Source organism: Afipia sp. GW822-FHT04G07, from assembly GCF_058800765.1.
This window is the reverse complement of record NZ_JBXAMP010000001.1, coordinates 479907-501320: the sequence shown is the minus strand read 5'-3', so window position 1 is coordinate 501320 and position 21414 is coordinate 479907. Positions and strand designations below refer to the sequence as shown.

The following is a 21414-nucleotide window of genomic DNA, read 5'->3' as shown; positions in this document are numbered from 1 at the left end:
CGCGCGTCCGCGAATCATTGAACGTTGACGCTTCGTGCTTACCTGCGGAAGGCATCATGACGCTCCCTGCATCCGCTTTGCCCGTTGAAACGCCGCCGGCCTTCCTGGGCGTGGTGCAGTCAGCCACGGGCAAATTCTGGCGCGACCGGCTTGATCCACGTGGTGCGGCGCGTGCGCTCGCCATCGCGCAGCGCTATCAGGTGCCGGAAATGCTGGCGCGGATCATCGCAGGGCGGGGCATTGATATCGACGCGGTCGATGACTTCCTCGATCCGACCATTCGCAAGCTGTTGCCGGACCCGCTAACCGTCACCGAGATGGAAGCCGCCGCCAAACGCATCGCGGATGCTGCCACGCGCGGCGAGAAGGTTGCGATTTTCGGCGACTACGATGTGGATGGTGCGACCTCGGCGGCGCTGCTGACCTGGCATCTGCGCCATTGCGGGCTCGATCCGCTGATCCATATTCCCGACCGCATCTTCGAAGGCTACGGGCCCAATGTCGAAGCTGTGCGCGGTCTCGCGGGCAAGGGCGCGACATTGCTGGTAACCGTCGATTGCGGGACCACCAGCATCGAGCCATTGGCTGAAGCCAAGAAGCTCGGCATGAGCGTGGTCGTGATCGATCATCACCAGTGCGGCGATGAGCTCCCCATTGTGGATGCGCTGGTCAATCCCAACCGGCCCGACGATCTGTCGGGCCTCGGTCATCTCGCCGCCGTGGGGCTTGTGTTCGTCACGCTGGTGGCTGTGAACCGCGAGTTGCGCGCGCGTAATTTCTGGACCGACGAGCGGCCGGAGCCCAATCTGCTGGATGCCCTCCATCACGTTGCGCTCGGCACGGTGGCCGATGTCGCCGCGCTGATCGGCCTCAACCGCGCCTTCGTTGCCAAGGGGCTGATAGCGTTGCGCCGCCGCGATCATGTCGGCCATACCGCGCTGATGGATGTCGCCCGTCTCACCGGCCCGCCGGAAGCGTGGCATCTGGGTTTCACGCTCGGCCCGCGTATCAATGCCGGCGGCCGCATCGGGCGCGCTGATCTCGGCGTGCGGCTCCTGCTGGAAGGCGATATTTCGGAAGCGGCACGGATTGCCGCAGAACTCGACCGGCTGAACACCGAACGCCGCGTCATCGAGCAGATGGCGGAAGCGCAGGCGGAAGCCGAAGCGCTGGCCTCGCTCGGCCTTGACGACAAGGGCTCGGTGATCGTCACGGCCTCGGAGGGCTGGCATCCGGGCGTGGTGGGTCTCGTGGCGTCGCGCCTCAAGGAAAAATTCTCGCGGCCCGCCTTCGCCATTGCGCTCGAGCCGGGCGGTATCGGCACCGGATCGGGCCGCTCCATTCCGGGCGTCGATCTCGGCAGGGTGGTGCGCGAGGCGGTGAACGAGGGGATCTTGCTGAAAGGCGGCGGCCACGCGATGGCGGCGGGTATCACTCTGAAAAAAGAGCGCCTCGCCGAATTCCGTGCGTTTGTCGAAACCGCACTCGCCAGCGCTGTGACGGATGCGCGCCACGCCAACGAACTGTTCATCGATGGCGCGGTGAGCGCGCGTGCGGTGACGACCGATTTCGTCAACACCATGAACCGCGCCGGACCGTTCGGCGCGGGCAATCCCGAACCGCTGATCGCGCTGCCGTCACATCAATTGGTTTTTGCCGATGAGGTCGGGCAAGCGCATCTGCGCCTGCGTTTTAAATCGGGCGATGGGTCTTTCGTGAACGGCATCGCGTTTCGCTCCGTCGGACAGAAGCTAGGCAACGCGCTGCTCGAAAATCGTGGCCAGATGCTTCATGTCGCGGGATCGCTGACGGTCGATCGCTGGCAGGGCTCCGAGCGGGTACAGATGCGCGTCACGGACGTCGCGGTTCCGGATCCTGGGCCTGCGGTGATCCGGTAAAACGAAAGCGGCTACGAGCCCCGCAGCTTCGCCAGCACCTTCAATCCGGCATAGCCGTCGGCGGGCAGCAATCCTGCCTTGGCCTGGAAATCCCTGACCGCCTTCATGGTGTCGTTGCCGACGCGCCCATCGGTGCCGCCGGTGTCGAAGCCCGCTTTGGTCAGGCGCGTCTGGACTTCCTGAACTTCGGCAAGCGTCAGTGCGCGTTCCGATCCGGGGAAGGGCTGCACGAATGGACCGCCGCCCAGGATGCGGTCGCCCAGATGGACGATGGCAAGTGCGTAGTTCATCGACGGATTGTAGCTCTTCACGGCGTAGAAGTTCGGCCCCAGCAGGAATGACGGGCCGCCCTGAACGGGGACCCATAGCTGCGCCTTGTCGTTGGGACGCGGAAACGGCTGGCCATCGGCGCGAGTGACGCCTGCCGCCGCCCATTGCGCATAACTCTTGTTGCCGCTGCCGCCTGTCGCGCCGCGCACTTCGTAGCCCCAATGTTCGCCACGCCGGTATTTGCCGCGGTTGACGAGATAACGCGCGCTGGAGCCGAGCGCGTCGTCCGGCTTGCCGAAGGGCGAAACGCGGCCATCGCCGTCATAGTCGAATCCGACATTGAGCCAGACTTCCGGCATCCACTGGGTGTGGCCCATCGCGCCGGCCCATGAGCCGCGCATTTCTTCCGGCGTGCTCCAGTGCTTGTCGACAATGCGCAGCGCATTGATCAGTTCGGTCTCCCAATAGGCGCGGCGGCGCGGCTCGTTCCACGCCAGCGCGACCAGCGAAGGAAACACCGGGCGCATATGGTTCTGCTGCACCAGCGGATCGCCGTAAGCCGTCTCGACGCCCCACAGCGCCAGCAGCGTGCCGCGCTCGACGCCGAAGTCCTTTTCGATGCGCGTGAACAGCGCAGCGTGTTTTTGAAGCGCTGCCTTGCCCGCGCTCAGCCGCCAGTCCGAGACGCGGCGGTTGATGTACTGCCAGAGCTGCTCGTTGAACTCGGGCTGCTTGCGCATCTTCTCGAACACGCTCATGTCCGGTTCGATGCGGCTCAGCACACGAATATAAGTGCCTTCGGAAATGCCCTTCGCCAGCGCGCGAGCGCGAAAGCCTTCGCGCCATTGATCGAAGCCGGGCGGGGCGGCAAATGCGCGAAGTGGACTTGCCACCAGCGCGCCTGCGCTGATGGCTGCGCCCAGCAGCGTTCGCCGCGTCAGGGATTTTCCGTTCAAAGAATCTCGATGCGTCATGCGGCCACTCTAGCGTGACTTGCCCGGTTCGGCCAAAGGCCAATCTGCCGCGGAACCGAATGGACTATCTGCTTTCGCCTTCCTTGGAGGAGACAGGCGTCGTGTCTCCCGGAGGCATGGCATGGGCCATCGCGGATGCTTCAGGCAGCGGCGGGATGAATTCGCGCCCGCGGCCGCCGATCAGGCGCTCATAGGCGGAGATCAGCGTGACGTAAGGATTGACCCACAGCCAGCCGTCGCGCGTAAACACCTGCACGTCGAAATGCAAATGACTGGTCGTGCCGCCGGCGTGATCCTGAAAATTCGACACCACGCCGATCCGCTCGCCCTCGGACACCCGCCGGCCATGAACCGCGCCGTCGGCATCCATGCGCGCTGGATTCATGTGCATGTAACGGAAGCGGATGTGCTCGTTGCGTGTGTTGACCAGCAGGAACAGGGCCTGTTGCTTTTGTGCACGGATCAACACGCCGTCGCGCACCGCGACCGCCGGAAAGATATCGGGCAGGCAGCGATCGGCGCCGTCGTTGCGAAGATGACAGGTCGAAGGCCGGATGTCTTGCCCCTGGTGACCCATGCCATTTGCACACTGGCCGACCTCGAAGTCGCGTGTCTCGCAAAAATTGTCCTGCCAAGGATAACTGTAATTCTCCTTGGCGGATTCGTCGAACACCAGCGGTTTGTCGTTACGCTTACAGCGGTACTCGTCTCCCTTCGTCGAGCGGAACGAGACCCGCCCGGTGAGATTGCAATCGCCCCAGCTCATGAAGGACTGCGAGTTGGCGAACGCCGGAGCTTTCTCGATTGGAAAGCGGATCTGCGCATAGACGGTCATGTCCCGATGGCCGCTCTGCCCGCGATAGCCGCTGTTGGCGATGATTTGTCCCGGCTCGCGATAGGTGAAATCCGTGGCGTATTCGACCGGCCGTTCGGAAACGATCGAGGCAATATTGTAGCGCGGGTTGCCCGGCCTGCCGCCCGCAACCCGCAGCGCCTTGAGGAATTGCTCGGCGACCGAGGAGGCTTCGCGGCAGGACAGGCGTTTGCTGCGCGCGGCGCTGTCGCGGCACTGGATCGACACCACATAGGGAACACCGAAGCGCGTGAAGGCGTATCGCACATAGCCTTCGCGGATCACCCGCCGGAGATTCGGAAACTGCGTAGCCAGCGCCTTGACCGCCTGGCCTTTTCCCGCGAGCGAGTCCTTGATGTCATAGATCAGCAGCGATCCGGTGATCTGGACTTCGACCGGCTGCAAATAGATCCGGGACGGCATCTTTTCGCCTTCGCCGCGATCCAATGTGAAGACAGCGTTGTAGCCGGATGGCCCCGCATCGAACATGGCGGCGGCGTTGAAGCCTGCCTGATAGCGGGAGATGAGAAGGTTGATCGCGCCGTTTTCACGGTCGGTGAGATACAGCGCGCTGTCGAAGGGCAGCAGCACCGGCACCGGACTTTGTCCGATTCCGGGAAAGATCGGGGACGTCACCGCGTTGAGCTGCGAGAGTGATGCGATGCGACGCGGGTTGATCTGACGCGACCGGCGGTCACCCGTGAAGTTGAACTGATCGGCCGCGAGCGGCTGTGTGGCGATCTCGGCCTTCAACTGACCGGCGGCGGCCGGCCAATCGGCCCTGACCACGGTCACTGCCGGCGTTCTGAATTCGTCCGCGTGAAGTGGTTGCGAGACGACGATTAGGGAGACGATGCCTGCGATCCCCGCCAGAACCAGAGAGCGGCACCGGGATTTCACCGATGCCGTTCTTCCCCGATTTTGTGTTCTCGCCAGCCTCAATGCATCCTCGCGAGACCCGCGCTCAATCCTTGGCGCGCTCGACGTAGGAACCGTCTTCCGTCATGACGACGATGCGCGTGCCCGTGCCGATATGCGGCGGCACCAATGTGCGGACGCCGTTCGCCAGCATCGCGGGCTTGTAGGACGAGGAGGCGGTCTGTCCCTTGGTCACCGGCTCGGTATCCACAACCTCAAGCGTGGTGCGCTGGGGAAGTGTGATGGCGACCGCGATGTTGTCGTGGATCGACAGCTTCACGGTCATGTTTTCCTGGAGGTAGGGGGCCTGCGTGCCGACCACATCCTTCGGGACCAGCAACTGGTCGTAGTTTTCATTGTTCATGAAGTGGAAGCCGTCGCCGTCTTCGTAGAGATAGTTGTAGTCGCGGTCCTCGACGAAAGCGCGCTCGACCTGATCGGTGGTCTTGTAGCGCTCAGACACCTTGGTGCCGTCGCTGATTCGGCGCATTTCGATCTGGCTGACGGGAGTTCCCTTGCCGGGGTGGATGTTCTCCGCAGTCAGAACGACATATAGCTTGCCGTCCTGCTCAATGATGTTGCCCTTGCGGATCGAACTGGCGATGACTTTCACAGATAGGTTTCCTAATGTTCGGGGCCGGTCGCGGCGCCGGCTCGGCACAGCGGAGTCCGGCAGGGCGGTTTCCGGCTGCAACATACTGATTTGGAGCGTCAAAGCCAGCATTTTGGTGCAGAATCGGGCATTTCCCGCATGAGCGTGGAACAGAAGCTGTCGCCCTGGTGGACCCCCGAACGGCACCGCGACCGCAAGCCGTTTTTACAGGCGCGGAGCGCGATTTCGCGAGCGCTCAGGGATTGGTTCGAAGATGAGGGATTCGCGGAGGTCGAGACCGGAATCCTCCAAAAATCGCCCGGCAACGAGACCCACCTTCATGCCCCCTCGGTTGATCTGACCTCCGGTTCCGGTGACAGGTCGCGGCATTATCTGCGAACGTCGCCCGAATTCGCCTGCAAGAAACTGCTTGCCGCCGGCGAGACCCGAATCGTGGAATTCGCCCGCGTGTTCCGGGATCGCGAGCGTGGCCCGCTTCATCTTCCCGAATTCACGATGCTGGAATGGTATCGCGCCAACGAAGGCTACGAGGCGGTGATGGCGGACACCGTCGTCGTCATCGCCCATGCGGCCCAGACCACCGGGATCGGGATGTTTTCGTTTCGCGGGCACACTGCTGATCCATTTGCCGAGCCCGATCTGTTGACGGTCGCGGATGCATTCACACGCTTCGCCGGAATCGATCTGCTCGCCACAATTTCTGATGGTCGCGCCGACCGGGATGCATTGGCCGTGGCTGCTGCGGAGAAGATTCGCGTCACCGATGACGACACCTGGTCCGATATCTTCAGCAAGGTTCTGGTCGAGCATATCGAGCCGCATCTGGGGCAGGAGCGTTTGACGATCCTTTATGAATACCCCGCGCCGGAATCAGCGCTGGCGCGCGCCAAGCCGTCCGATCCGCGTGTCGCCGAACGCTTTGAAGTTTATGCCTGCGGCGTCGAACTTGCGAACGGGTTCGGCGAGTTGATCGACGCCGGCGAGCAGCGGCTGCGGTTCACCGCAGCGATGGACGAGAAAGAGCGGCGATACGGCGAACGCTATCCGCTGGACGAGGATTTTCTCGCGGCGATGGCGCAGATGCCGGAAGCCTGCGGCGTGGCGCTTGGCTTCGACAGGCTGGTGATGCTGGCGAGTGGCGCCACGCGGATCGACCAGGTGGTGTGGACACCGCCGCCGGAAGGTGATGCATGACCGGCCGTCCCGCCACGACGCTGCGAACGCCCGCCGACCTGATCGGGAATGGCCTCGCGTCACCTGACGATCTATCCGCGCTGGAACAAGTCGCTGCACGTTATGCCATCGCGGTGACGCCCGCTGTCGCGGCGCTGATCGATCCGTCCGATCCGCATGACCCGATCGCGCGGCAGTATATTCCGTCGGCCGAGGAACTGATTTCACATCCCGGCGAGAACGCCGATCCTATCGGCGATCACGCGCACGCGCCGGTCAGCGGCATCGTGCATCGCTATCCGGACCGCGTGCTGTTCAAGCTGGTGCATGTCTGCGCGGTGTATTGCCGGTTCTGCTTTCGCCGCGAGATGGTGGGGCCGGGAAAGGAGACGGCACTCTCGAACGAAGCCTATGGGGCGGCGCTGGATTACATCCGGTCGCACCCTGAAATCTGGGAAGTGATTTTGACCGGCGGCGATCCGCTGATGCTGTCGGCACGGCGTTTGAAGGAGATCATGAACGATCTCGCCGCCATTGATCACGTCAAGATCATCCGCATTCATACCCGCGTGCCGGTCGCCGACCCTGCAAAGGTGACTGACGAGACCGTCGCGGCGTTGAAGGTCGATGGTGCGACGACGTGGGTCGCGCTGCACGTCAATCATCCGCGCGAACTGACGCTTGAGGCGCGCGCCGCGTGCGCGCGCATGGTCGACGCCGGCATTCCGATGGTGAGCCAGTCGGTGCTGCTGCGCGGCGTGAATGACGACGCCGCGACGCTGGAAGCCTTGATGCGCAGCTTCGTGGAATGCCGGATCAAACCCTACTATCTGCATCACGGTGATCTCGCGCCGGGCACCGCGCATTTGCGGACGACGCTGGAGCACGGACAAAAACTGATGCATGCGTTGCGCGGCCGCGTGTCCGGCCTGTGCCAGCCGGATTACGTGCTCGACATTCCGGGCGGTCACGGCAAGGCGCCGGTCGGCCCACAGTATCTGTCACAGACGGGTGAAAATGCAGAGCAGCAATACCGCGTCGTGGATTACTGCGGCGATGTTCACCTCTATCCGCCTGCGCAATAGACGGCCTGACGATGCCGGCGCCTGAACCACCCGACGATGAGGGCAACCGCGGCGTCGAAAACGCTGTAATGCTTGGTTTTTTCGTGGTGCTGGTGGCGGCTGGTATCTGGCTGCTTGGATCGATGGCCGATGTTCGCAAGGCACAGGATTGTGCGGCGCAGGGGCGGCGCAATTGCGGAACGATAGAAAGTCCTGCCGGTTCCCAGTAAGATGACATCACGCTGAGGAATCATATTGGTGGAGATGTGACATGAAAAAGATCCTCCCAATCGCCGTCACCGTCTTGCTGTTAGGCGTCTCCGGCGCCGTCGCGCAAAGCAAGAGCGGCACCTCGGGTCCGGCAAACCCATCATCGGAGACGCGTGGCGTTCCCAGCGCGCCGGTCGGTCATCGTCAACCTCGGGCCGCCGATGTGCCGGCTGCGCAGGAAAAGAACTACACGGAATCGGCCGAGGACAAGGTGCTCGATCGCAAAATCAAGGGCATTTGCCGCGGCTGTTAAGAGAACAGAGGCTGTCGGGAACAGCCTCTGCGGATCGCAGTGGTCCTAACGGTGTCAGGAGTTGCGCGCAGCGAGCGCCATCCCGATCAGGGATGTGCCGCCGAAAACGAGATTGATGCCGACCAGCAGGCCGATGGCCCATGCGGCTGATCCGGGAAGCCCCGCGATAATCAATCCGGCCACCACCAGATCGACAAGACCCGACATCAGCAGCCATCCCCATCGTCCGGACAATTCGCGCCGATGGGCGAGCGCGTACATGATCGTCGTGATGCCTTCTGCAATGAAGTAGGCGCTGACCACGAGGGTGAGCGTCAGTGTTCCAGCGACCGGCTGAACCAGCAGGATGATGCCTGCGCCAAGCGCTAGGACCGCGGAGAGCAGCGACCACCAGAAGCCGGGCATGTCGCGCGTGGTGAAGGTGAGGTAGAGTCCCACCACGCCGCTGATCAGGAACAGCCAGCCGAGGAAGATCGTCACCGCGATGCTGGCCAGCAGCGGAATTGCAATCGCCGCCATTCCCAGGATCACGAGCACGATGCCTTCGATGAGGAAGGCTTTCCAGTTCGCCTTGACGGCTTCCTTCATCTGCGATTGAAGCCGGGCGACATCCTGAGGCATCGTCATCGACGGTCTCTCCATGTTCCTGATCCGGCCATCGCCGGCCGGCATCAGCTTAGTCCCGTGATTGCCCTTGTGTTAAGGGCTATTCGCATCGGGGCTATGCGTCCAGAATGGCGACCGCGCGGGTCCAGCCTGCGGACGCGCGCTCAATCTTGACCGGGAAGCACGACACCGTGAATCCGGTCGATGGCAATTGTTCCAAATTGTGCAGTTTCTCGAGATGGCAATAGCCGATGTGGCGGCCGGCCTTGTGGCCCTCCCAGATCAAGCTCGCGTCTTTCGTCTCAGCATACTTCTTCGCGGTGTGGACGAACGGCGCGTCCCAGCTCCAGCCGTCGGTGCCGGTGAGCCGCACGCCGTGTTCCAGCAGATACATGGTTGCTTCGTAGCCCATGCCGCAACCGGAGATGACGTAGTCCTGCCGGCCGTATTTGGCACCCGCGCTGGTGTTGACGACAACGATTTCGAGCGGCTTCAGAGTGTGCCCGATCCGCTTTAATTCGCTTTCGACATCGGCGGCGGTCGCGACGTAGCCATCGGGGAAATGCCGGAAGTCGAGCTTCACGCCCGGCTGCAGGCACCAGTCCAGCGGGACTTCGTCAATGGTCCAGGACCGCTCGCCGCGATTCATGGTGGGATGAAAGTGATAGGGCGCGTCCAGATGGGTTCCGTTGTGGGTCGAGAGATTGATTTGCTCCACGGCCCAGCCCTGACCGTCCGGCAGATACTCTTTCTTCAGTCCGTCGAAGAACTGCAACATGCGCGGGAGGCCCTGCTGGTGATCGATGTACTGGATGGTCGGATGGTTGCCGGGCGGATCGGCCGGCACGTCGTTTTGCAGAGGCACCGAAATATCGATCAGCTTGCGGGTCATGGGTGGTGCTCCGGCGGTTGGGTTGGCTGCGCGTGATCAGGCCGATTCCGGGCCTGATTTCGGGAGTGTGCATGAAGGTGAGGATCAGGCTCAAGGAGGTGGACTGTCAGGCTTGCCGCTGCCGCGAAACGCCATTATACGTTCCGACGCGTTGGCCAAATCACCTTGTCGATTTGGGCCGTCGTCGCTCCAAAACAATGCCAAGGTATTGATTTTGCGCGGTTATACTGGCCTGTCCAAGGCGGGAAGACAGCGGTACAGGCAGTTCGTGCGCGAACCGTTTGCCGGCTTTTCGCTCCCTTCGTCTATCGGTTAGGACGCCACCCTTTCACGGTGGAGAGAGCGGTTCGATTCCGCTAGGGAGCGCCACTTTTCGCGCTTGAAGTGCCAATACCTCCTCAAAATCCAGGTCAGCGCCGGAACTCCGGGCGGCGTCCCGCATTGTTCCTGACGGGGCAACTCGGAGGCTGCAATGGCTCACCATTGGCACCAAATCCACGGAAGTCCGCCAGAACATATGGGCAGTCCAGGTCTGGAAGAGGCTGCGTACGTCGCCGGTTGGGCGCTCAGTAGCGCCGCGGTCTTGGGCGTCGTTCTGCTGATCTGGCACTTCAACGTTTGATCGCGCGGAGCCGATCGAATCGCAATTGAGCGCGCCCTCGCGGCGCGCAGTTGGAACGCGGCACCCAAAATCGGGGATTCTCCGCTGTTCTGGGGCGCGTGACACTTCTCAGATATTGGATAAAGAAGCTCATGTGAAATATTGAACATGAGTTTTAAGCATTTCATCGCGCCACCATCTTGATGAGGAGGCCGTCCCCCGCGCGATCGTGCCGATCCGGGCTCGCCCCATGGGCGGAATGCACTATGCTGCGTGCCCATGAGTCCTCCTTCGCTGTCCCGCATCGTCAGCCGATTCAAGCGTGAGCCTTCGCGCACCGGATCGCTCATCATCACATTCTACGGCGACGCCATCCTGCCGCGCGGCGGCACGGTCTGGCTCGGCACGCTGCTGCAATTTCTCGACATGCTCGGGACCGACGGCGGCGTGGTCCGCACTGCGGTGTCGCGGCTTGCTGCCGACGGCTGGCTCGATCGCGACAAGGCCGGCCGCAAGAGCTTTTACAAGCTGGCGAAGACCGGCCGCGAACGATTCGAGACCGCCGTCGCGCATGTCTACAATCCGCATCCGACAAAGTGGGCAGGGCGCTTTGAACTCCTGCTGATCGGCAACGGTGCCGACCGCGAAGCGTCCCGCGCCGTTCTGACTGAGGCCGGTTTCGGCAGTCCGATGCCGGGCGTATGGGTGGCGCCGTCGAGTGTGCCGGTGCCGTCCGATGCCGCAGGCGCGATCAGGCTCGAGGTGTCCGCGGACGACGCGATGGGGCGGCGGCTGGTGGACGCGAGCTGGTCGCTTGAGCGCACGGCTGAGTCGTACCGCGAGTTCATGAAAATCTTCGCGCCGCTCGAAAGCTGGGCCGACGACGCGGACAAGATCTCGCCCGCCGACGCCATGCTCGCGCGGGTTCTGTTGATCCATCATTATCGGCGCGTCGTCCTGCGCGATCCGTTGCTGCCGGCGTCGCTGTTGCCGCCGGACTGGCCGGCGCTCGATGCCCGCCAGCTCTGTGCACGGCTTTATCAGGCACTTCTGCCGGCTTCCGAGGCCTGGCTGGACGCCCATGGCGAAAGTGCAACCGGCCCGCTGCGTCCCCCCGGACCGGAACTCGGCCGGCGATTTTCGGACGTGCAGCGCAATATGTTACAAAAATAACTTGCGTATCGAATTTTGTGTTATATGTTTATCGGCGTCTCCCCGGAGGAAACGGCGATGTACACGCAAGCGCTCAACACATCGGAAGCCGAGGTCGTTCACGTCGAGGACCCCGAACGCGCGGCGCATTTTCAGGCGCGCATCGATGCCGATGACAGGATCGAGCCGAACGACTGGATGCCGGCGGCCTATCGCAAGACGCTGACGCGGCAGATTTCACAGCACGCGCATTCCGAGATCGTCGGGATGCTGCCTGAGGGCAACTGGATCACCCGCGCGCCGACGCTGCGCCGCAAGGCAGCGCTGCTGGCGAAGGTGCAGGACGAGTGCGGCCACGGGCTTTACCTCTATGCGGCGGCCGAGACGCTCGGCACGTCGCGCGAAGAACTCGTCGACCTGATGCTTGCCGGCAAGGCGAAGTATTCCTCTATCTTCAACTATCCCACGCCGACCTGGGCCGACATCGGCGCGATCGGCTGGCTGGTCGATGGCGCGGCCATCATGAACCAGATTCCGCTGTGCCGTTGCTCCTACGGTCCTTATGCGCGCGCCATGATCCGCGTCTGCAAGGAAGAGTCGTTCCACCAGCGTCAGGGCTACGAAATCATGGTGACGCTGTCGCGCGGCACCGAGGAGCAGAAGGCGATGGCGCAGAACGCGCTCGATCGCTGGTGGTGGCCATGCCTGATGATGTTCGGCCCGCCGGATCAGCTCAGCCAGCACGGCGACCAATCGACCCAGTGGAAGATCAAGCGCTTCTCCAACGACGATCTGCGCCAGAAGTTCATCGATGCGACGGTGCCGCAGGCGCAGTATCTCGGCCTCACGCTTCCGGATGCCGACCTGAAATGGAACGAGGCGACCGGCCATTGGGATTACGGCGCGATCGACTGGAACGAATTCAAGCAGGTGCTCTCGGGCAACGGCCCGTGCAACCGCGACCGTCTCGCCGCGCGCCGGAAGGCGCATGACGAGGGCCAGTGGGTGCGGGACGCCGCCATCGCTTATGCTGAGAAACAACAAGCGCGCCGTACCGCTGCGGTTGCGGCCTAGGAGGAAGTCATGACCACTCAGAATATACAGTTGTGGGAAGTCTTCATCCGCAGCCGCAACGGCCTCGCGCACAAGCATGTGGGCTCGCTCCATGCCGTGGACGCCACGCTGGCGCTTCAGGCTGCGCGCGACATCTACACGCGCCGCGGCGAGGGGCTCTCGATTTGGGTCGTACCGTCGAACGCGATTGTCGCGTCCGATCCGTCGGAGAAAGGCATGATGTTCGAGCCGGCGATGTCGAAGATCTACCGCCACCCGACATTCTACGACGTGCCTGACGAAGTCGGACATATGTGATGACTGTCGCATCGATCAAGGTCAAAGAGAGTCCGCTGGTGCTTTATGCGCTGCGCAGGGCTGACGATGCGCTGATCCTCGGACATCGTCTGTCGGAATGGTGCGGCCATGCGCCCATGATGGAAGAGGACATGGCGCTCGCCAACATGGGCCTCGATCTGATCGGGCAGGCGCGCGAACTCTATACCTATGCCGCGAAGGTCGAAAACGCGGGCAACGACGAAGACAAGTACGCTTACCTGCGCGACGTGCGCCAGTACCGCAACCTGTTGCTGGTCGAACAGCCGAACGGTGATTTCGCCCGCACCATCGTGCGGCAGTTCTTCTATTCCGCGTTCGCCGATCCGTACTGGCGCGCCATGATGGCGTCGAAGGACGAGACACTCGCGGCGATTGCCGCGAAATCCGAGAAGGAAAGCGCCTATCATCTCCGGCACACCTCGGAATGGGTGATCCGGCTCGGCGACGGCACCGACGAAAGCCATCGCCGCGGGCAGACGGCCGTCGACGATCTGTGGGCCTTCACCGGCGAACTGTTTCATGCCGACGAAGCCGACGCGTTGCTGATTTCATCCGGCGTCGCAATCGATCCTGAAAGCCTGCGCGCGCGCTGGATCGATACCGTTTCCAATGTTCTTGGCGTAGCGACACTCAAGCGCCCCGCGAGCGACTGGATGCAGAAGGGCGGCCGCACCGGCAACCACACCGAACATCTTGGGCATCTGCTCAGCGAACTGCAATCGATGCAGCGAACCTTTCCGAACGCGACATGGTGACCCTCGGCACCACAACGCATGATCTGCGGCAGACCGCTTGGAACGCGGCGGCGCAGGTGGTCGATCCTGAAATTCCGGTGCTGACCATTGCTGACCTCGGCGTGCTGCGTGAGGTCACCGTCACGGATGACGGCGCGGTGGAGGTTGCAATCACACCGACCTATTCGGGTTGCCCGGCGATGAACATGATCGCGCTGGAAATCGAACTCGCGCTGGAGCGCGAGGGCATCCGCAATCCCACGATACGAACGGTGTTGTCGCCCGCGTGGACGACCGACTGGATGAGCGAGCAGGGCCGCGAGAAGCTGAAAGAGTACGGCATCGCGCCGCCGCAGGCCGGCGGAGGACGGCGCGCGCTGTTCGGCGAACAGCAGGTGGCGTGCCCGCAATGCGGTTCGGTGGATACGGAGGTCCTTTCCGAATTCGGCTCGACGTCCTGCAAGGCCCTGTGGCGCTGCAAGGCGTGCCGCGAGCCGTTCGATTACTTCAAGTGCCACTAACACTGGACATGTCGATGTCACACGTTCCAAAGTTTCACCGTCTCGCCATCGACGATCTGCGCCGCGAGACATCCGACGCAGTGTCGATGACGTTCGCCATTCCGGGTGAGTTGGCCGAGGATTATGCCTTCGCGCCGGGTCAGTACCTGACGCTGCGCACCACGATGGACGGCGAGGAAATCCGCCGGTCCTATTCGATCTGTTCGAGCCCCGACGATCGCGAGTTGCGCATCGCAGTCAAGAAAGTCGACGGCGGCGCGTTCTCGAGTTGGGCGCTGGACGAACTGAAATCCGGTGACGAACTGGATGTCATGACGCCCACAGGCCGCTTCGGCGTGGCGCATGCACCGGGTGAAGCGCGGGTTCACGTCGGATTTGCCGCCGGCTCCGGCATCACACCGATTATCTCCATCGTGCGTGGCATTCTCGCGCGCGAGCCCAACAGCCGCTTCTTTCTGTTTTATGGGAACCGCGCGACCAACGGCATCCTGTTCCGCGAAGCGCTGGAAGAACTGAAAGACCAATTCATGGGACGTCTGTCGGTGTTCCATGTGTTGTCGCAGGAAGAGCAGGACCTGCCGATCCTTTACGGCCGTCTCGATCGCGAGAAGGTCGAGGTGTTGCTGCGCGCGATGGTGCCGGCGGCGGCGGTCGATCACGTGTTCGTCTGCGGTCCCGTCGCCATGAGCGAGGAGATCGAGGCGACATGCGTCGGTCTCGGCATTCCCAAGGATCATGTCCACGTCGAGCGCTTTGTCTCGGAATTCGGCGGCAAGCCGCGTCCGAAGGTTCACGTCGCGCCGGAAGCGCCGCCCAAGGCGGTGGCGTCATTGATCGTGGACGGCAAGCGCAAGGATGTGCCGATTGCCGAGGGCGAAGCCATTCTCGACGCCGCGCTGCGCGCCGGCATGGACCTGCCTTATGCCTGCAAGGGCGGGATGTGCAGCACATGCCGCGCCAAGATCGTCGAAGGCGAGACGACCATGGACGTGAACTATTCGCTGGAGCCGTGGGAGCTTGAAGCGGGGTTCGTGCTGACCTGCCAGGCGCATCCTGTCTCGTCGCGCGTCGTGGTCGACTACGACCAGATGTAGCTACTTGGCGTCGCGGAGCAGCGCGTAGGCGGTTTGCGCCATCGCCACGGGTCGCTCGTCGCTGTCCGTGCGGATCGAGACGGTGCCATAGGCCATCGTCTTTCCCATCCGCGCCACGCGCGCCTCCGCCAGCAGATCGGCCCGCATGGCGGGGCGCATGAAGTGGGTGGTCTGGTCCACTGTGGTCATCGGGAAATACTCGCCCGCCGCCGCGCAGATCGCGACAACCATCGCAGTATCGGCAAGGCCCATCAGCGATTGACCGCAAACCACGCCGTTGTCGCGGCAGAGCTTCTCGGAAAACCGCATTCGCACCACGGCACTGTCCTTGTCGATGGATTCAACCGACAGTCCCAGGTCCTGTACCCAGGGCGCGAATGCGGATGCGAGCAAGGCTTCGGCGGCTGTTTTGTCGAATGTCGGCATGGATGTCCTGAAGCGTTAGGTCAGAGTGACGGGAAGCGATGTGAAGCCGCGAAAACGCACGCGCCGGGCGCGATGCGCGGGGCCGCTCGCCGCGTAATTCGGGAAACGCGCGAGAAACCGGCCGATGGCGATCCGGCCTTCGAGGCGCGCGAGGCTCAATCCGACGCATGAGTGCGCGCCCGAGGCGAAGGCGAGATGACGGTTAGGCGCGCGTGCGATGTCGAGGCGTTCCGGTTGCGGGAAGACCTCCGGATCGCGGTTCGCAGCGCCGATGCAGAGCGTGATCAGCGTGCCCTGTGGCATGGCGACACCGTCGATCTCCGTGTCCTGAACCACACGGCGGTTGCCGAGCTGATTGGAACTCTCGTAGCGCAGGAACTCCTCGACGGCGGTCTTGATCATCGGAGGCTCGCCGATCAGGCGCTGTCGTTCGGCCGGGAAGCGCAGCAGCAATTCCAGGCCGTTGCCGATCAGATTGGTGGTCGTCTCGTGACCGGCGTTGAGGATGAAGATGCAGTTTTGCAGAAGCTCGATCTCGCTCAGCCGCTCGCCGCTGGCTTCGCCTGCGATCAGACGTGTCAGGACGTCATGCTCCGCGTCGCCCGGCCGGGCGCGGCGGTCGGCCACCAGTCGCTGTAGATAGTCGAGAAATTCGCCGACAGCGCGCTCACCGCGCGCCTGAACCTCTTCTGACAGAAACGGCTCCAACGCCCCGAGGATCGCAAGCGACCAGCCGCGCAGCGGCGCGCGATCTTCGTGCGGAACGGCGAGCAGGTTGCCGATCACCTCGACCGGAATGGCGGACGCGAAGTCCTCGATCAGGTCGGCCGTTCCGCGCGTCTCCATGGCGTCCAGCAGCCGGTCGACCAGCGCGATCAGACCCGGCTCCATTTCGGAAATGGCGCGCGGGTTCAGCGCGCCTGCGATCAGCCGCCGCACGCGTGTGTGCAACGGCGGATCGTTGAACACCAGACTTGTTGTGTGATGCTGAAAGAGCAGCGAGTCCGCGCCGTACTTGGGGGCAAACTCGACTTTCTTGTCCGAACTGAAGCGCGTCGTGTCCTTGTAGATCGCCTCCAGATCGCGATGCCGCGTCAGGAAGAACGATCCGTCCGGCATCCGGTGAACCGGATCGGCGGATTGCAGCGCGCGATACGTCGGGTAGGGATCGTCATAGAATGAGCCCGGCAGGTCTTTCAGCGAAAAGCTGCGAGCGAGCGCGGCGTCCTCGCCCGAAACAGGGCGAGAGATGCTTGCGCTTTCAACAGACGGCTGTTCTGTCGGCGACATGCGGTCGGTCCGACGTCTAGAAGACGACGTCGTTGATCTGCACCACGGCTTGCGCGCTGGTGAACTTCGGAATGTCGTCGAAGATTTCCTTGCCGTGCGCCTTTCCGGCGGCCTTGAAATCGTCCATCGAGCCGAAGGTCAGCAGGGCGATCATCTGGTAGTCGGGCGCGGTGCCGTCGGCCTTGACGACGCCCTTGATGGCCTGCGCGCTCTTGAGCCCGAGCGGACCCCAACGATCCTTCACCAGCGGCATGTGCGTCTTGAGATAGTAGTCGACGTCGAACTTCTCGCCGGGCGGATACATCACGGTCACGAGGATCATTGGTCTCTCCCTTTGGGCTTTTTGATTTCAGGCTTGCGGCCGCACCGCGTTCATCGTGAGCAGCTCGTAGGTTGCCGCTGACTCGTCCTTGTCGGTCAGGATTTCGACATCCCAGCGCACTTCACCATATTGCTTGTTGCGCGGCGACTTGTCTTTCGCCGTGAGCCGCACCTTGATGGTCTCGCCCGGCTGGATCGGCTTGATGAACCGGAGTGAATCGAGCCCGTAGTTGGCGAGCACCGGGCCCGGATCGGGATCGACGAACAGTCCCGCCGCAAACGACAACAGGAGATAGCCGTGTGCGACGCGGCCGGGGAAGAACGGATGGCCTTTCGTGGCCTCTTCGTCCATGTGCGCGTAGAAAGTGTCGCCGGTGAAGTTGGCGAAATGCTCGATGTCCTCAAGCGTGATCGTGCGTTCCTTCGAGAAGAAGGTCTGCCCAATGTCCAGATCCTCGAAGTGATAACGGAACGGATGCCTGTCTTTCTCGATGACCGGCGCGCCCTTCATCCAGCTTCCCGTGATTCCCGTCAGCATCGCGGGTGAACCCTGAAGCGCGGTGCGTTGCATGTAATGATGCACGCTGCGCACGCCGCCCAGTTCCTCGCCGCCGCCTGCGCGGCCGGGACCGCCGTGAACCATCTGCGGCATTGGCGAGCCGTGGCCGGTCTGTTCCTTGGCGCAGTCGCGGTCGATCATCACCAGCCGCCCGTGAAAGGTGCTGATGCCGAACACGAGGTCCGAGGCCACTTTCGGATCATGGGTGTAGACCGACGCCACCAGGCTGCCGCCGCCGCGGTTGGTCAGCGCGATGGCTTCGTCCAACTCGCCGTAGCCCATCACGGTGCAGACCGGACCGAACGCTTCGACCGAATGCACATTGTTGGCACGGATGGGATCGGCGCAATGCAGCAGGAGCGGCGGCAGGAATGCGCCGCGCGTCACGTCCGCGCCCTCGACGGTGAAATTGTCGGGATCGCCAGCGACGATCTGCGCTTCGGTCCGCAATGTCTTGAGGTGGGCCAGCACGTCGCGGCGCTGGTCGAGACCAACCACCGGACCCATGCGCACCGTCTCCAGTTCGGGATTGCCGATCGCAACCTTTGCCAGACGATCGCGCAAGGCTTCGATGACGGCTTCGACGCTCGCGGCCGGTGCGAAGGCACGGCGGATCGCGGTGCATTTCTGGCCGGTCTTCACCGTCATCTCCTTGGCGACTTCCTTGACGAACAGATCGAACTCCGGCGTGCCGGGCTTTGCATCTGGCGCCAGGATCGCGGCATTGAGCGAATCCCGCTCGGCGATGAAGCGAACGGCGTTCCTCGCAATGACGGGATGGCGTTGCAGCTTTTCCGATGTGTCGGCCGAGCCGGTGAACGACACGACGTCCTGACAGGTGAGGTGATCGAACAGATCTCCGGTCGAGCCGACGATGAACTGGAATGCGCCTTCCGGCAGAATCCCGGACTCCGCGATCATGCGGGCGAGGGCGTGCGCGACATAGGACGTGACCGTGGCCGGCTTGGAAACCACGGGAACGCCGCCGAGCAGGGCAGGCGCGAGTTTCTCGAGCAAGCCCCAGCAGGGAAAGTTGAAGGCATTGATGTGAACCGCGACGCCGTGCAGCGACGTAACGATGTGCTGCCCGGCGAAGGTGCCGTTCTTGCCCATGGGCTCGGCAGCGCCATCCAGCAGAAATGTCGCGTTCGGTAATTCACGGCGGCCCTTGCCGGCGTACACGAACAGGGTGCCGATGCCACCGTCGATATCGATCAGATTGTCGGTGCGCGTCGCGCCGGTCTGAAACGACAGTTTGTAAAGCTGATCCTTGCGCTCGGTCAGGTACAGCGCGAGTTTCTTCAACAGGTCGGCGCGCTGATGGAATGTCAGCTTGCGCAGGTTCCTGCCGCCGACATTGCGGGCGTAGGCGAGGACGCTGTGCATATCCAGCCCGCCGCTGGTCGCCTCGGCCACCACGTCGCCGGTCACGGCGCTGCGGACTTCCACAAGATCGGGCCCTGGCGCGGCCCATTGTCCGTTGATGTAGCTTTCCAGTTTCATGCGATCACTTCGATGTTGGGTGCGAAAAGCACCGATTGGAACAACTATTCACTCGGCCGCAGCGGTGCGCTTCGATGTTTTGGGTGATGGCTTGAGCACGTTGTGCGCTCCGTCCACGATTAGCCGCGTGACGAGATCGGCGTATTCGGCGCGGCTGACCGATCCTGTGCTTTTGAACCAGAGGTAATGCCAGTTCACCATGCCGAACAGCGACATGGTGACGGGCTTCAGCAGCTTGGTGCCCTTGAGGTGCGGGGCGACGCCCGCGACCGCCGCGGAAAAAATCGTGACGAGATCGCGCTCCATGCCCCTGAGCTCGGCCTGACGTTCCTGTGGCAGGAACCGCATGCTGCTGATCTGCACGTTATGCTGGGAATCGGCATCCCTGTAGGCTTCGAGCAGGGCTGCGATCAGCCCGCGCAATCGTGCTTCGGGCGGCTGATCGGGACGGTCCGCGGCCTCGACGACTTCAAGCAGTTCGCCGAGGTGAAAGCGGATGACGTCGAACAGCAGACCCTCTTTGTCCTTGTAGTAGTGATAGAGGTTGGCCTTTGACACGCCGCAGGCGTCGGCGATCTTGCTCATCGACGCGCGGTCGTAACCGTGCGCCGAAAATAGCTTCGCCGAGCGATCGAGGATCGCCTGCCGTTTGTCGTCGTAATCGTTGGCGCGTTTGCGGGCCATCTAGTTCATTGTTCCTTGGGCCGTTTATCGATGATGCGCTTGGCCTTGCCGACGGAGCGCTCGATGCTTCCGGGGTCGAGCACGGTGACGAGCGCCGTGATGCCGATGGTGTCCTTCACCGATTGTGCCAACTGCTTCGTGGCCGCCTCTCGTGCGGGAAAGCTGGCATCCGGCCGCGCTTCCACCTGGATTTCCATGTTGTCCATGCGGCCGTCGCGGGTGAGGATGAGTTGGTAGTGCAGCGACAGGTCGTGAATGGTGAGCAGCTTTTCCTCGATCTGGGTCGGGAACACGTTGACACCGCGAACGATCATCATGTCGTCGGATCGGCCGGTCACTTTTTCCATGCGTCGTAGCGATCGCGCGGTGCCCGGCAGCAACCGCGTCAGGTCGCGGGTGCGATAGCGGATCACGGGCATGGCTTCCTTCGTCAGCGACGTGAAGACCAGTTCGCCTTTCTCGCCGTCGGGCAGCACTTCGCCGGTCACCGGATTGATGACCTCCGGGTAGAAATGATCTTCCCAGATGTGGAGACCGTCTTTCGTCTCGACGCATTCGCTGGCGACGCCTGGACCCATCACCTCGGACAGGCCGTAGATGTCGACCGCATGAAGGTCGAACGCTTCTTCGATCTCTTCGCGCATGGCGTTGGTCCACGGCTCCGCGCCGAAGATGCCGATGCGCAGCGATGACTTGCGCGGATCGAGACCCTGTTTCCTGAATTCATCGAGGATCGCCAGCATGTAGGACGGCGTCACCATAATGACTTCGGGCTTGAAGTCGTTGATGAGCTGGACTTGACGCTCTGTCATGCCGCCGGAAATAGGGATCACGGTGCAGCCGAGGCGTTCCGCGCCGTAATGCGCGCCGAGGCCGCCGGTGAACAGTCCGTAGCCGTAGGCGATGTGGACCTTCATTCCCGCGCGGCCGCCGGCGGCACGGATCGAGCGCGCGACAACATCGCTCCAGGTTTCGATGTCGCGTTTGGTGTATCCGACCACGGTCGGTTTGCCGGTCGTGCCGGACGACGCATGGATGCGCGCGACATCGGTTTCCGGCACGGCGAACATGCCGAACGGGTAATTGTCCCGCAGATCGGTCTTGATCGTGAAAGGAAATTTCGCGAGATCCGGAAGATCCTTGAACTGATCCGGATGAACGCCGGCAGCGTCGAACGTCTTGCGATAGTGCGGCACATTGTCATAGGCGTGCCGCAGCGACCATGCGAGACGCTCGCGCTGAAGGGTGCGAATCTCGTCGCGGGAAGCGACTTCATAACGATCGAGTTCCGTCGGTTCGGGCGTCAGCCGATCGAGCTTGCGCAGCGGAATTTGTAGCAACGTTCTCTCCCGG

The 21414-nt window shown here is 62.7% G+C and carries 22 protein-coding genes and 1 tRNA gene; 12 read left to right on the top strand and 11 right to left on the bottom strand.

What is annotated here, in order from left to right:
* Positions 1 to 56 precede the first annotated feature (56 nt).
* The gene (gene recJ, locus AC1RKJ_RS02425; protein WP_492789309.1) at positions 57 to 1898 is read left to right on the top strand and encodes a single-stranded-DNA-specific exonuclease RecJ; all 1842 of its coding nucleotides are present in this window, start codon (positions 57 to 59) and stop codon (positions 1896 to 1898) included.
* An 11-nt stretch (positions 1899 to 1909) separates the two neighbouring features.
* Here recJ and AC1RKJ_RS02420 read toward each other — a convergent pair whose 3' ends face one another.
* From AC1RKJ_RS02420 to efp, 3 genes are all read right to left on the bottom strand, one after another.
* On the bottom strand, positions 1910 to 3142 hold the full coding sequence (locus tag AC1RKJ_RS02420; protein WP_492789308.1) for a lytic murein transglycosylase: 1233 nt from the start codon (positions 3140 to 3142) through the stop codon (positions 1910 to 1912).
* A 64-nt stretch (positions 3143 to 3206) separates the two neighbouring features.
* Positions 3207 to 4895 carry a M23 family metallopeptidase gene (locus AC1RKJ_RS02415; protein WP_492789307.1) on the bottom strand — a complete coding sequence of 563 codons (1689 nt, stop codon included), beginning with the start codon at positions 4893 to 4895 and terminating at the stop codon, positions 3207 to 3209.
* Between the two features lie 64 nt (positions 4896 to 4959).
* Complete coding sequence (gene efp / locus AC1RKJ_RS02410; RefSeq protein WP_492789306.1) at positions 4960 to 5526, bottom strand: elongation factor P; 567 nt, start codon at positions 5524 to 5526, stop codon at positions 4960 to 4962.
* Between the two features lie 138 nt (positions 5527 to 5664).
* On the opposite strand from efp, the gene epmA reads away from it, so the two are divergent.
* The 4 genes from epmA to AC1RKJ_RS02390 are packed head-to-tail and all read left to right on the top strand — an operon-like array spanning position 5665 to position 8286.
* Complete coding sequence (gene epmA / locus AC1RKJ_RS02405) at positions 5665 to 6720, top strand: EF-P lysine aminoacylase EpmA (RefSeq protein WP_492789305.1); 1056 nt, start codon at positions 5665 to 5667, stop codon at positions 6718 to 6720.
* Positions 6717 to 7784 carry a lysine-2,3-aminomutase-like protein gene (locus AC1RKJ_RS02400; RefSeq protein WP_492789304.1) on the top strand — a complete coding sequence of 356 codons (1068 nt, stop codon included), beginning with the start codon at positions 6717 to 6719 and terminating at the stop codon, positions 7782 to 7784. Before epmA ends, AC1RKJ_RS02400 begins: the two co-directional genes overlap by 4 nt.
* 11 nt (positions 7785 to 7795) lie before the next feature.
* Entirely contained in the window at positions 7796 to 7993 is a 198-nt protein-coding gene (locus AC1RKJ_RS02395) for a hypothetical protein (RefSeq protein ID WP_492789303.1), read from the top strand.
* Positions 7994 to 8034: 41 nt separating this feature from the next.
* Complete coding sequence (locus tag AC1RKJ_RS02390) at positions 8035 to 8286, top strand: hypothetical protein (RefSeq protein ID WP_492789302.1); 252 nt, start codon at positions 8035 to 8037, stop codon at positions 8284 to 8286.
* 54 nt (positions 8287 to 8340) lie between these two features.
* Here the strand turns inward: AC1RKJ_RS02390 and AC1RKJ_RS02385 are convergent, their stop codons facing one another.
* Both AC1RKJ_RS02385 and AC1RKJ_RS02380 read right to left on the bottom strand, forming a co-directional pair.
* On the bottom strand, positions 8341 to 8913 hold the full coding sequence (locus AC1RKJ_RS02385) for an HdeD family acid-resistance protein (protein ID WP_492789301.1): 573 nt from the start codon (positions 8911 to 8913) through the stop codon (positions 8341 to 8343).
* 94 nt (positions 8914 to 9007) lie between these two features.
* Positions 9008 to 9784, bottom strand: a complete 777-nt coding sequence (locus AC1RKJ_RS02380) for a cyclase family protein (protein ID WP_492789300.1) — start codon at positions 9782 to 9784, stop codon at positions 9008 to 9010.
* A gap of 294 nt (positions 9785 to 10078) precedes the next feature.
* On the opposite strand from AC1RKJ_RS02380, the gene AC1RKJ_RS02375 reads away from it, so the two are divergent.
* The 7 genes from AC1RKJ_RS02375 (at position 10079) to paaE (ending at position 15278) form a co-directional block, all read left to right on the top strand.
* Positions 10079 to 10153 (top strand) — tRNA-Glu (locus tag AC1RKJ_RS02375).
* 511 nt (positions 10154 to 10664) lie between these two features.
* Positions 10665 to 11558 (top strand): phenylacetic acid degradation operon negative regulatory protein PaaX, encoded by an 894-nt coding sequence (gene paaX / locus AC1RKJ_RS02370; RefSeq protein WP_492789299.1) that lies wholly within the window; start codon positions 10665 to 10667, stop codon positions 11556 to 11558.
* A 57-nt stretch (positions 11559 to 11615) separates the two neighbouring features.
* Positions 11616 to 12611: a 1,2-phenylacetyl-CoA epoxidase subunit PaaA gene (gene paaA / locus AC1RKJ_RS02365; RefSeq protein ID WP_492789298.1), complete on the top strand. Its 996-nt coding sequence runs from the start codon at positions 11616 to 11618 to the stop codon at positions 12609 to 12611.
* Positions 12612 to 12620: 9 nt separating this feature from the next.
* The gene (gene paaB, locus AC1RKJ_RS02360) at positions 12621 to 12908 is read left to right on the top strand and encodes a 1,2-phenylacetyl-CoA epoxidase subunit PaaB (RefSeq protein ID WP_492789297.1); all 288 of its coding nucleotides are present in this window, start codon (positions 12621 to 12623) and stop codon (positions 12906 to 12908) included.
* Positions 12908 to 13684, top strand: a complete 777-nt coding sequence (gene paaC / locus AC1RKJ_RS02355; protein WP_492789296.1) for a 1,2-phenylacetyl-CoA epoxidase subunit PaaC — start codon at positions 12908 to 12910, stop codon at positions 13682 to 13684. The genes paaB and paaC overlap by 1 nt, the downstream gene beginning before the upstream one ends.
* Positions 13678 to 14184 carry a 1,2-phenylacetyl-CoA epoxidase subunit PaaD gene (gene paaD, locus AC1RKJ_RS02350; protein WP_492789295.1) on the top strand — a complete coding sequence of 169 codons (507 nt, stop codon included), beginning with the start codon at positions 13678 to 13680 and terminating at the stop codon, positions 14182 to 14184. The genes paaC and paaD overlap by 7 nt, the downstream gene beginning before the upstream one ends.
* Before the next feature lie 14 nt (positions 14185 to 14198).
* Positions 14199 to 15278: a 1,2-phenylacetyl-CoA epoxidase subunit PaaE gene (gene paaE / locus AC1RKJ_RS02345; protein ID WP_492789294.1), complete on the top strand. Its 1080-nt coding sequence runs from the start codon at positions 14199 to 14201 to the stop codon at positions 15276 to 15278.
* Here paaE and AC1RKJ_RS02340 read toward each other — a convergent pair whose 3' ends face one another.
* The 6 genes from AC1RKJ_RS02340 to paaK are packed head-to-tail and all read right to left on the bottom strand — an operon-like array spanning position 15279 to position 21401.
* A complete protein-coding gene (locus tag AC1RKJ_RS02340; RefSeq protein WP_492789293.1) occupies positions 15279 to 15704 on the bottom strand; it encodes a PaaI family thioesterase in 426 nt (141 codons plus the stop codon).
* Positions 15705 to 15719: 15 nt separating this feature from the next.
* Complete coding sequence (locus tag AC1RKJ_RS02335; RefSeq protein WP_492789292.1) at positions 15720 to 16994, bottom strand: cytochrome P450; 1275 nt, start codon at positions 16992 to 16994, stop codon at positions 15720 to 15722.
* Positions 16995 to 17010: 16 nt separating this feature from the next.
* Positions 17011 to 17316, bottom strand: a complete 306-nt coding sequence (locus AC1RKJ_RS02330; protein WP_492789291.1) for an EthD family reductase — start codon at positions 17314 to 17316, stop codon at positions 17011 to 17013.
* 27 nt (positions 17317 to 17343) lie between these two features.
* Complete coding sequence (gene paaZ, locus AC1RKJ_RS02325) at positions 17344 to 19377, bottom strand: phenylacetic acid degradation bifunctional protein PaaZ (protein ID WP_492789290.1); 2034 nt, start codon at positions 19375 to 19377, stop codon at positions 17344 to 17346.
* Between the two features lie 48 nt (positions 19378 to 19425).
* Complete coding sequence (locus tag AC1RKJ_RS02320) at positions 19426 to 20061, bottom strand: TetR/AcrR family transcriptional regulator (RefSeq protein ID WP_492789289.1); 636 nt, start codon at positions 20059 to 20061, stop codon at positions 19426 to 19428.
* A gap of 5 nt (positions 20062 to 20066) precedes the next feature.
* Positions 20067 to 21401: a phenylacetate--CoA ligase PaaK gene (gene paaK, locus AC1RKJ_RS02315; protein WP_492789288.1), complete on the bottom strand. Its 1335-nt coding sequence runs from the start codon at positions 21399 to 21401 to the stop codon at positions 20067 to 20069.
* Positions 21402 to 21414: the final 13 nt, after the last annotated feature.

Bases quoted from the DNA above. Each gene is read 5' to 3' on its own strand.
- recJ (WP_492789309.1), top strand. From the start codon at position 57: ATGACGCTCCCTGCATCCGCTTTGCCCGTTGAAACGCCGCCGGCCTTC.
- AC1RKJ_RS02420 (WP_492789308.1), bottom strand. From the start codon at position 3,142: ATGACGCATCGAGATTCTTTGAACGGAAAATCCCTGACGCGGCGAACG.
- epmA (WP_492789305.1), top strand. From the start codon at position 5,665: ATGAGCGTGGAACAGAAGCTGTCGCCCTGGTGGACCCCCGAACGGCAC.
- AC1RKJ_RS02400 (WP_492789304.1), top strand. From the start codon at position 6,717: ATGACCGGCCGTCCCGCCACGACGCTGCGAACGCCCGCCGACCTGATC.
- AC1RKJ_RS02395 (WP_492789303.1), top strand. From the start codon at position 7,796: ATGCCGGCGCCTGAACCACCCGACGATGAGGGCAACCGCGGCGTCGAA.
- AC1RKJ_RS02390 (WP_492789302.1), top strand. From the start codon at position 8,035: ATGAAAAAGATCCTCCCAATCGCCGTCACCGTCTTGCTGTTAGGCGTC.
- AC1RKJ_RS02385 (WP_492789301.1), bottom strand. From the start codon at position 8,913: ATGACGATGCCTCAGGATGTCGCCCGGCTTCAATCGCAGATGAAGGAA.
- AC1RKJ_RS02380 (WP_492789300.1), bottom strand. From the start codon at position 9,784: ATGACCCGCAAGCTGATCGATATTTCGGTGCCTCTGCAAAACGACGTG.
- paaX (WP_492789299.1), top strand. From the start codon at position 10,665: ATGAGTCCTCCTTCGCTGTCCCGCATCGTCAGCCGATTCAAGCGTGAG.
- paaA (WP_492789298.1), top strand. From the start codon at position 11,616: ATGTACACGCAAGCGCTCAACACATCGGAAGCCGAGGTCGTTCACGTC.
- paaB (WP_492789297.1), top strand. From the start codon at position 12,621: ATGACCACTCAGAATATACAGTTGTGGGAAGTCTTCATCCGCAGCCGC.
- paaC (WP_492789296.1), top strand. From the start codon at position 12,908: ATGACTGTCGCATCGATCAAGGTCAAAGAGAGTCCGCTGGTGCTTTAT.
- paaD (WP_492789295.1), top strand. From the start codon at position 13,678: ATGGTGACCCTCGGCACCACAACGCATGATCTGCGGCAGACCGCTTGG.
- paaE (WP_492789294.1), top strand. From the start codon at position 14,199: ATGTCACACGTTCCAAAGTTTCACCGTCTCGCCATCGACGATCTGCGC.
- AC1RKJ_RS02340 (WP_492789293.1), bottom strand. From the start codon at position 15,704: ATGCCGACATTCGACAAAACAGCCGCCGAAGCCTTGCTCGCATCCGCA.
- AC1RKJ_RS02335 (WP_492789292.1), bottom strand. From the start codon at position 16,994: ATGTCGCCGACAGAACAGCCGTCTGTTGAAAGCGCAAGCATCTCTCGC.
- AC1RKJ_RS02330 (WP_492789291.1), bottom strand. From the start codon at position 17,316: ATGATCCTCGTGACCGTGATGTATCCGCCCGGCGAGAAGTTCGACGTC.
- paaZ (WP_492789290.1), bottom strand. From the start codon at position 19,377: ATGAAACTGGAAAGCTACATCAACGGACAATGGGCCGCGCCAGGGCCC.
- AC1RKJ_RS02320 (WP_492789289.1), bottom strand. From the start codon at position 20,061: ATGGCCCGCAAACGCGCCAACGATTACGACGACAAACGGCAGGCGATC.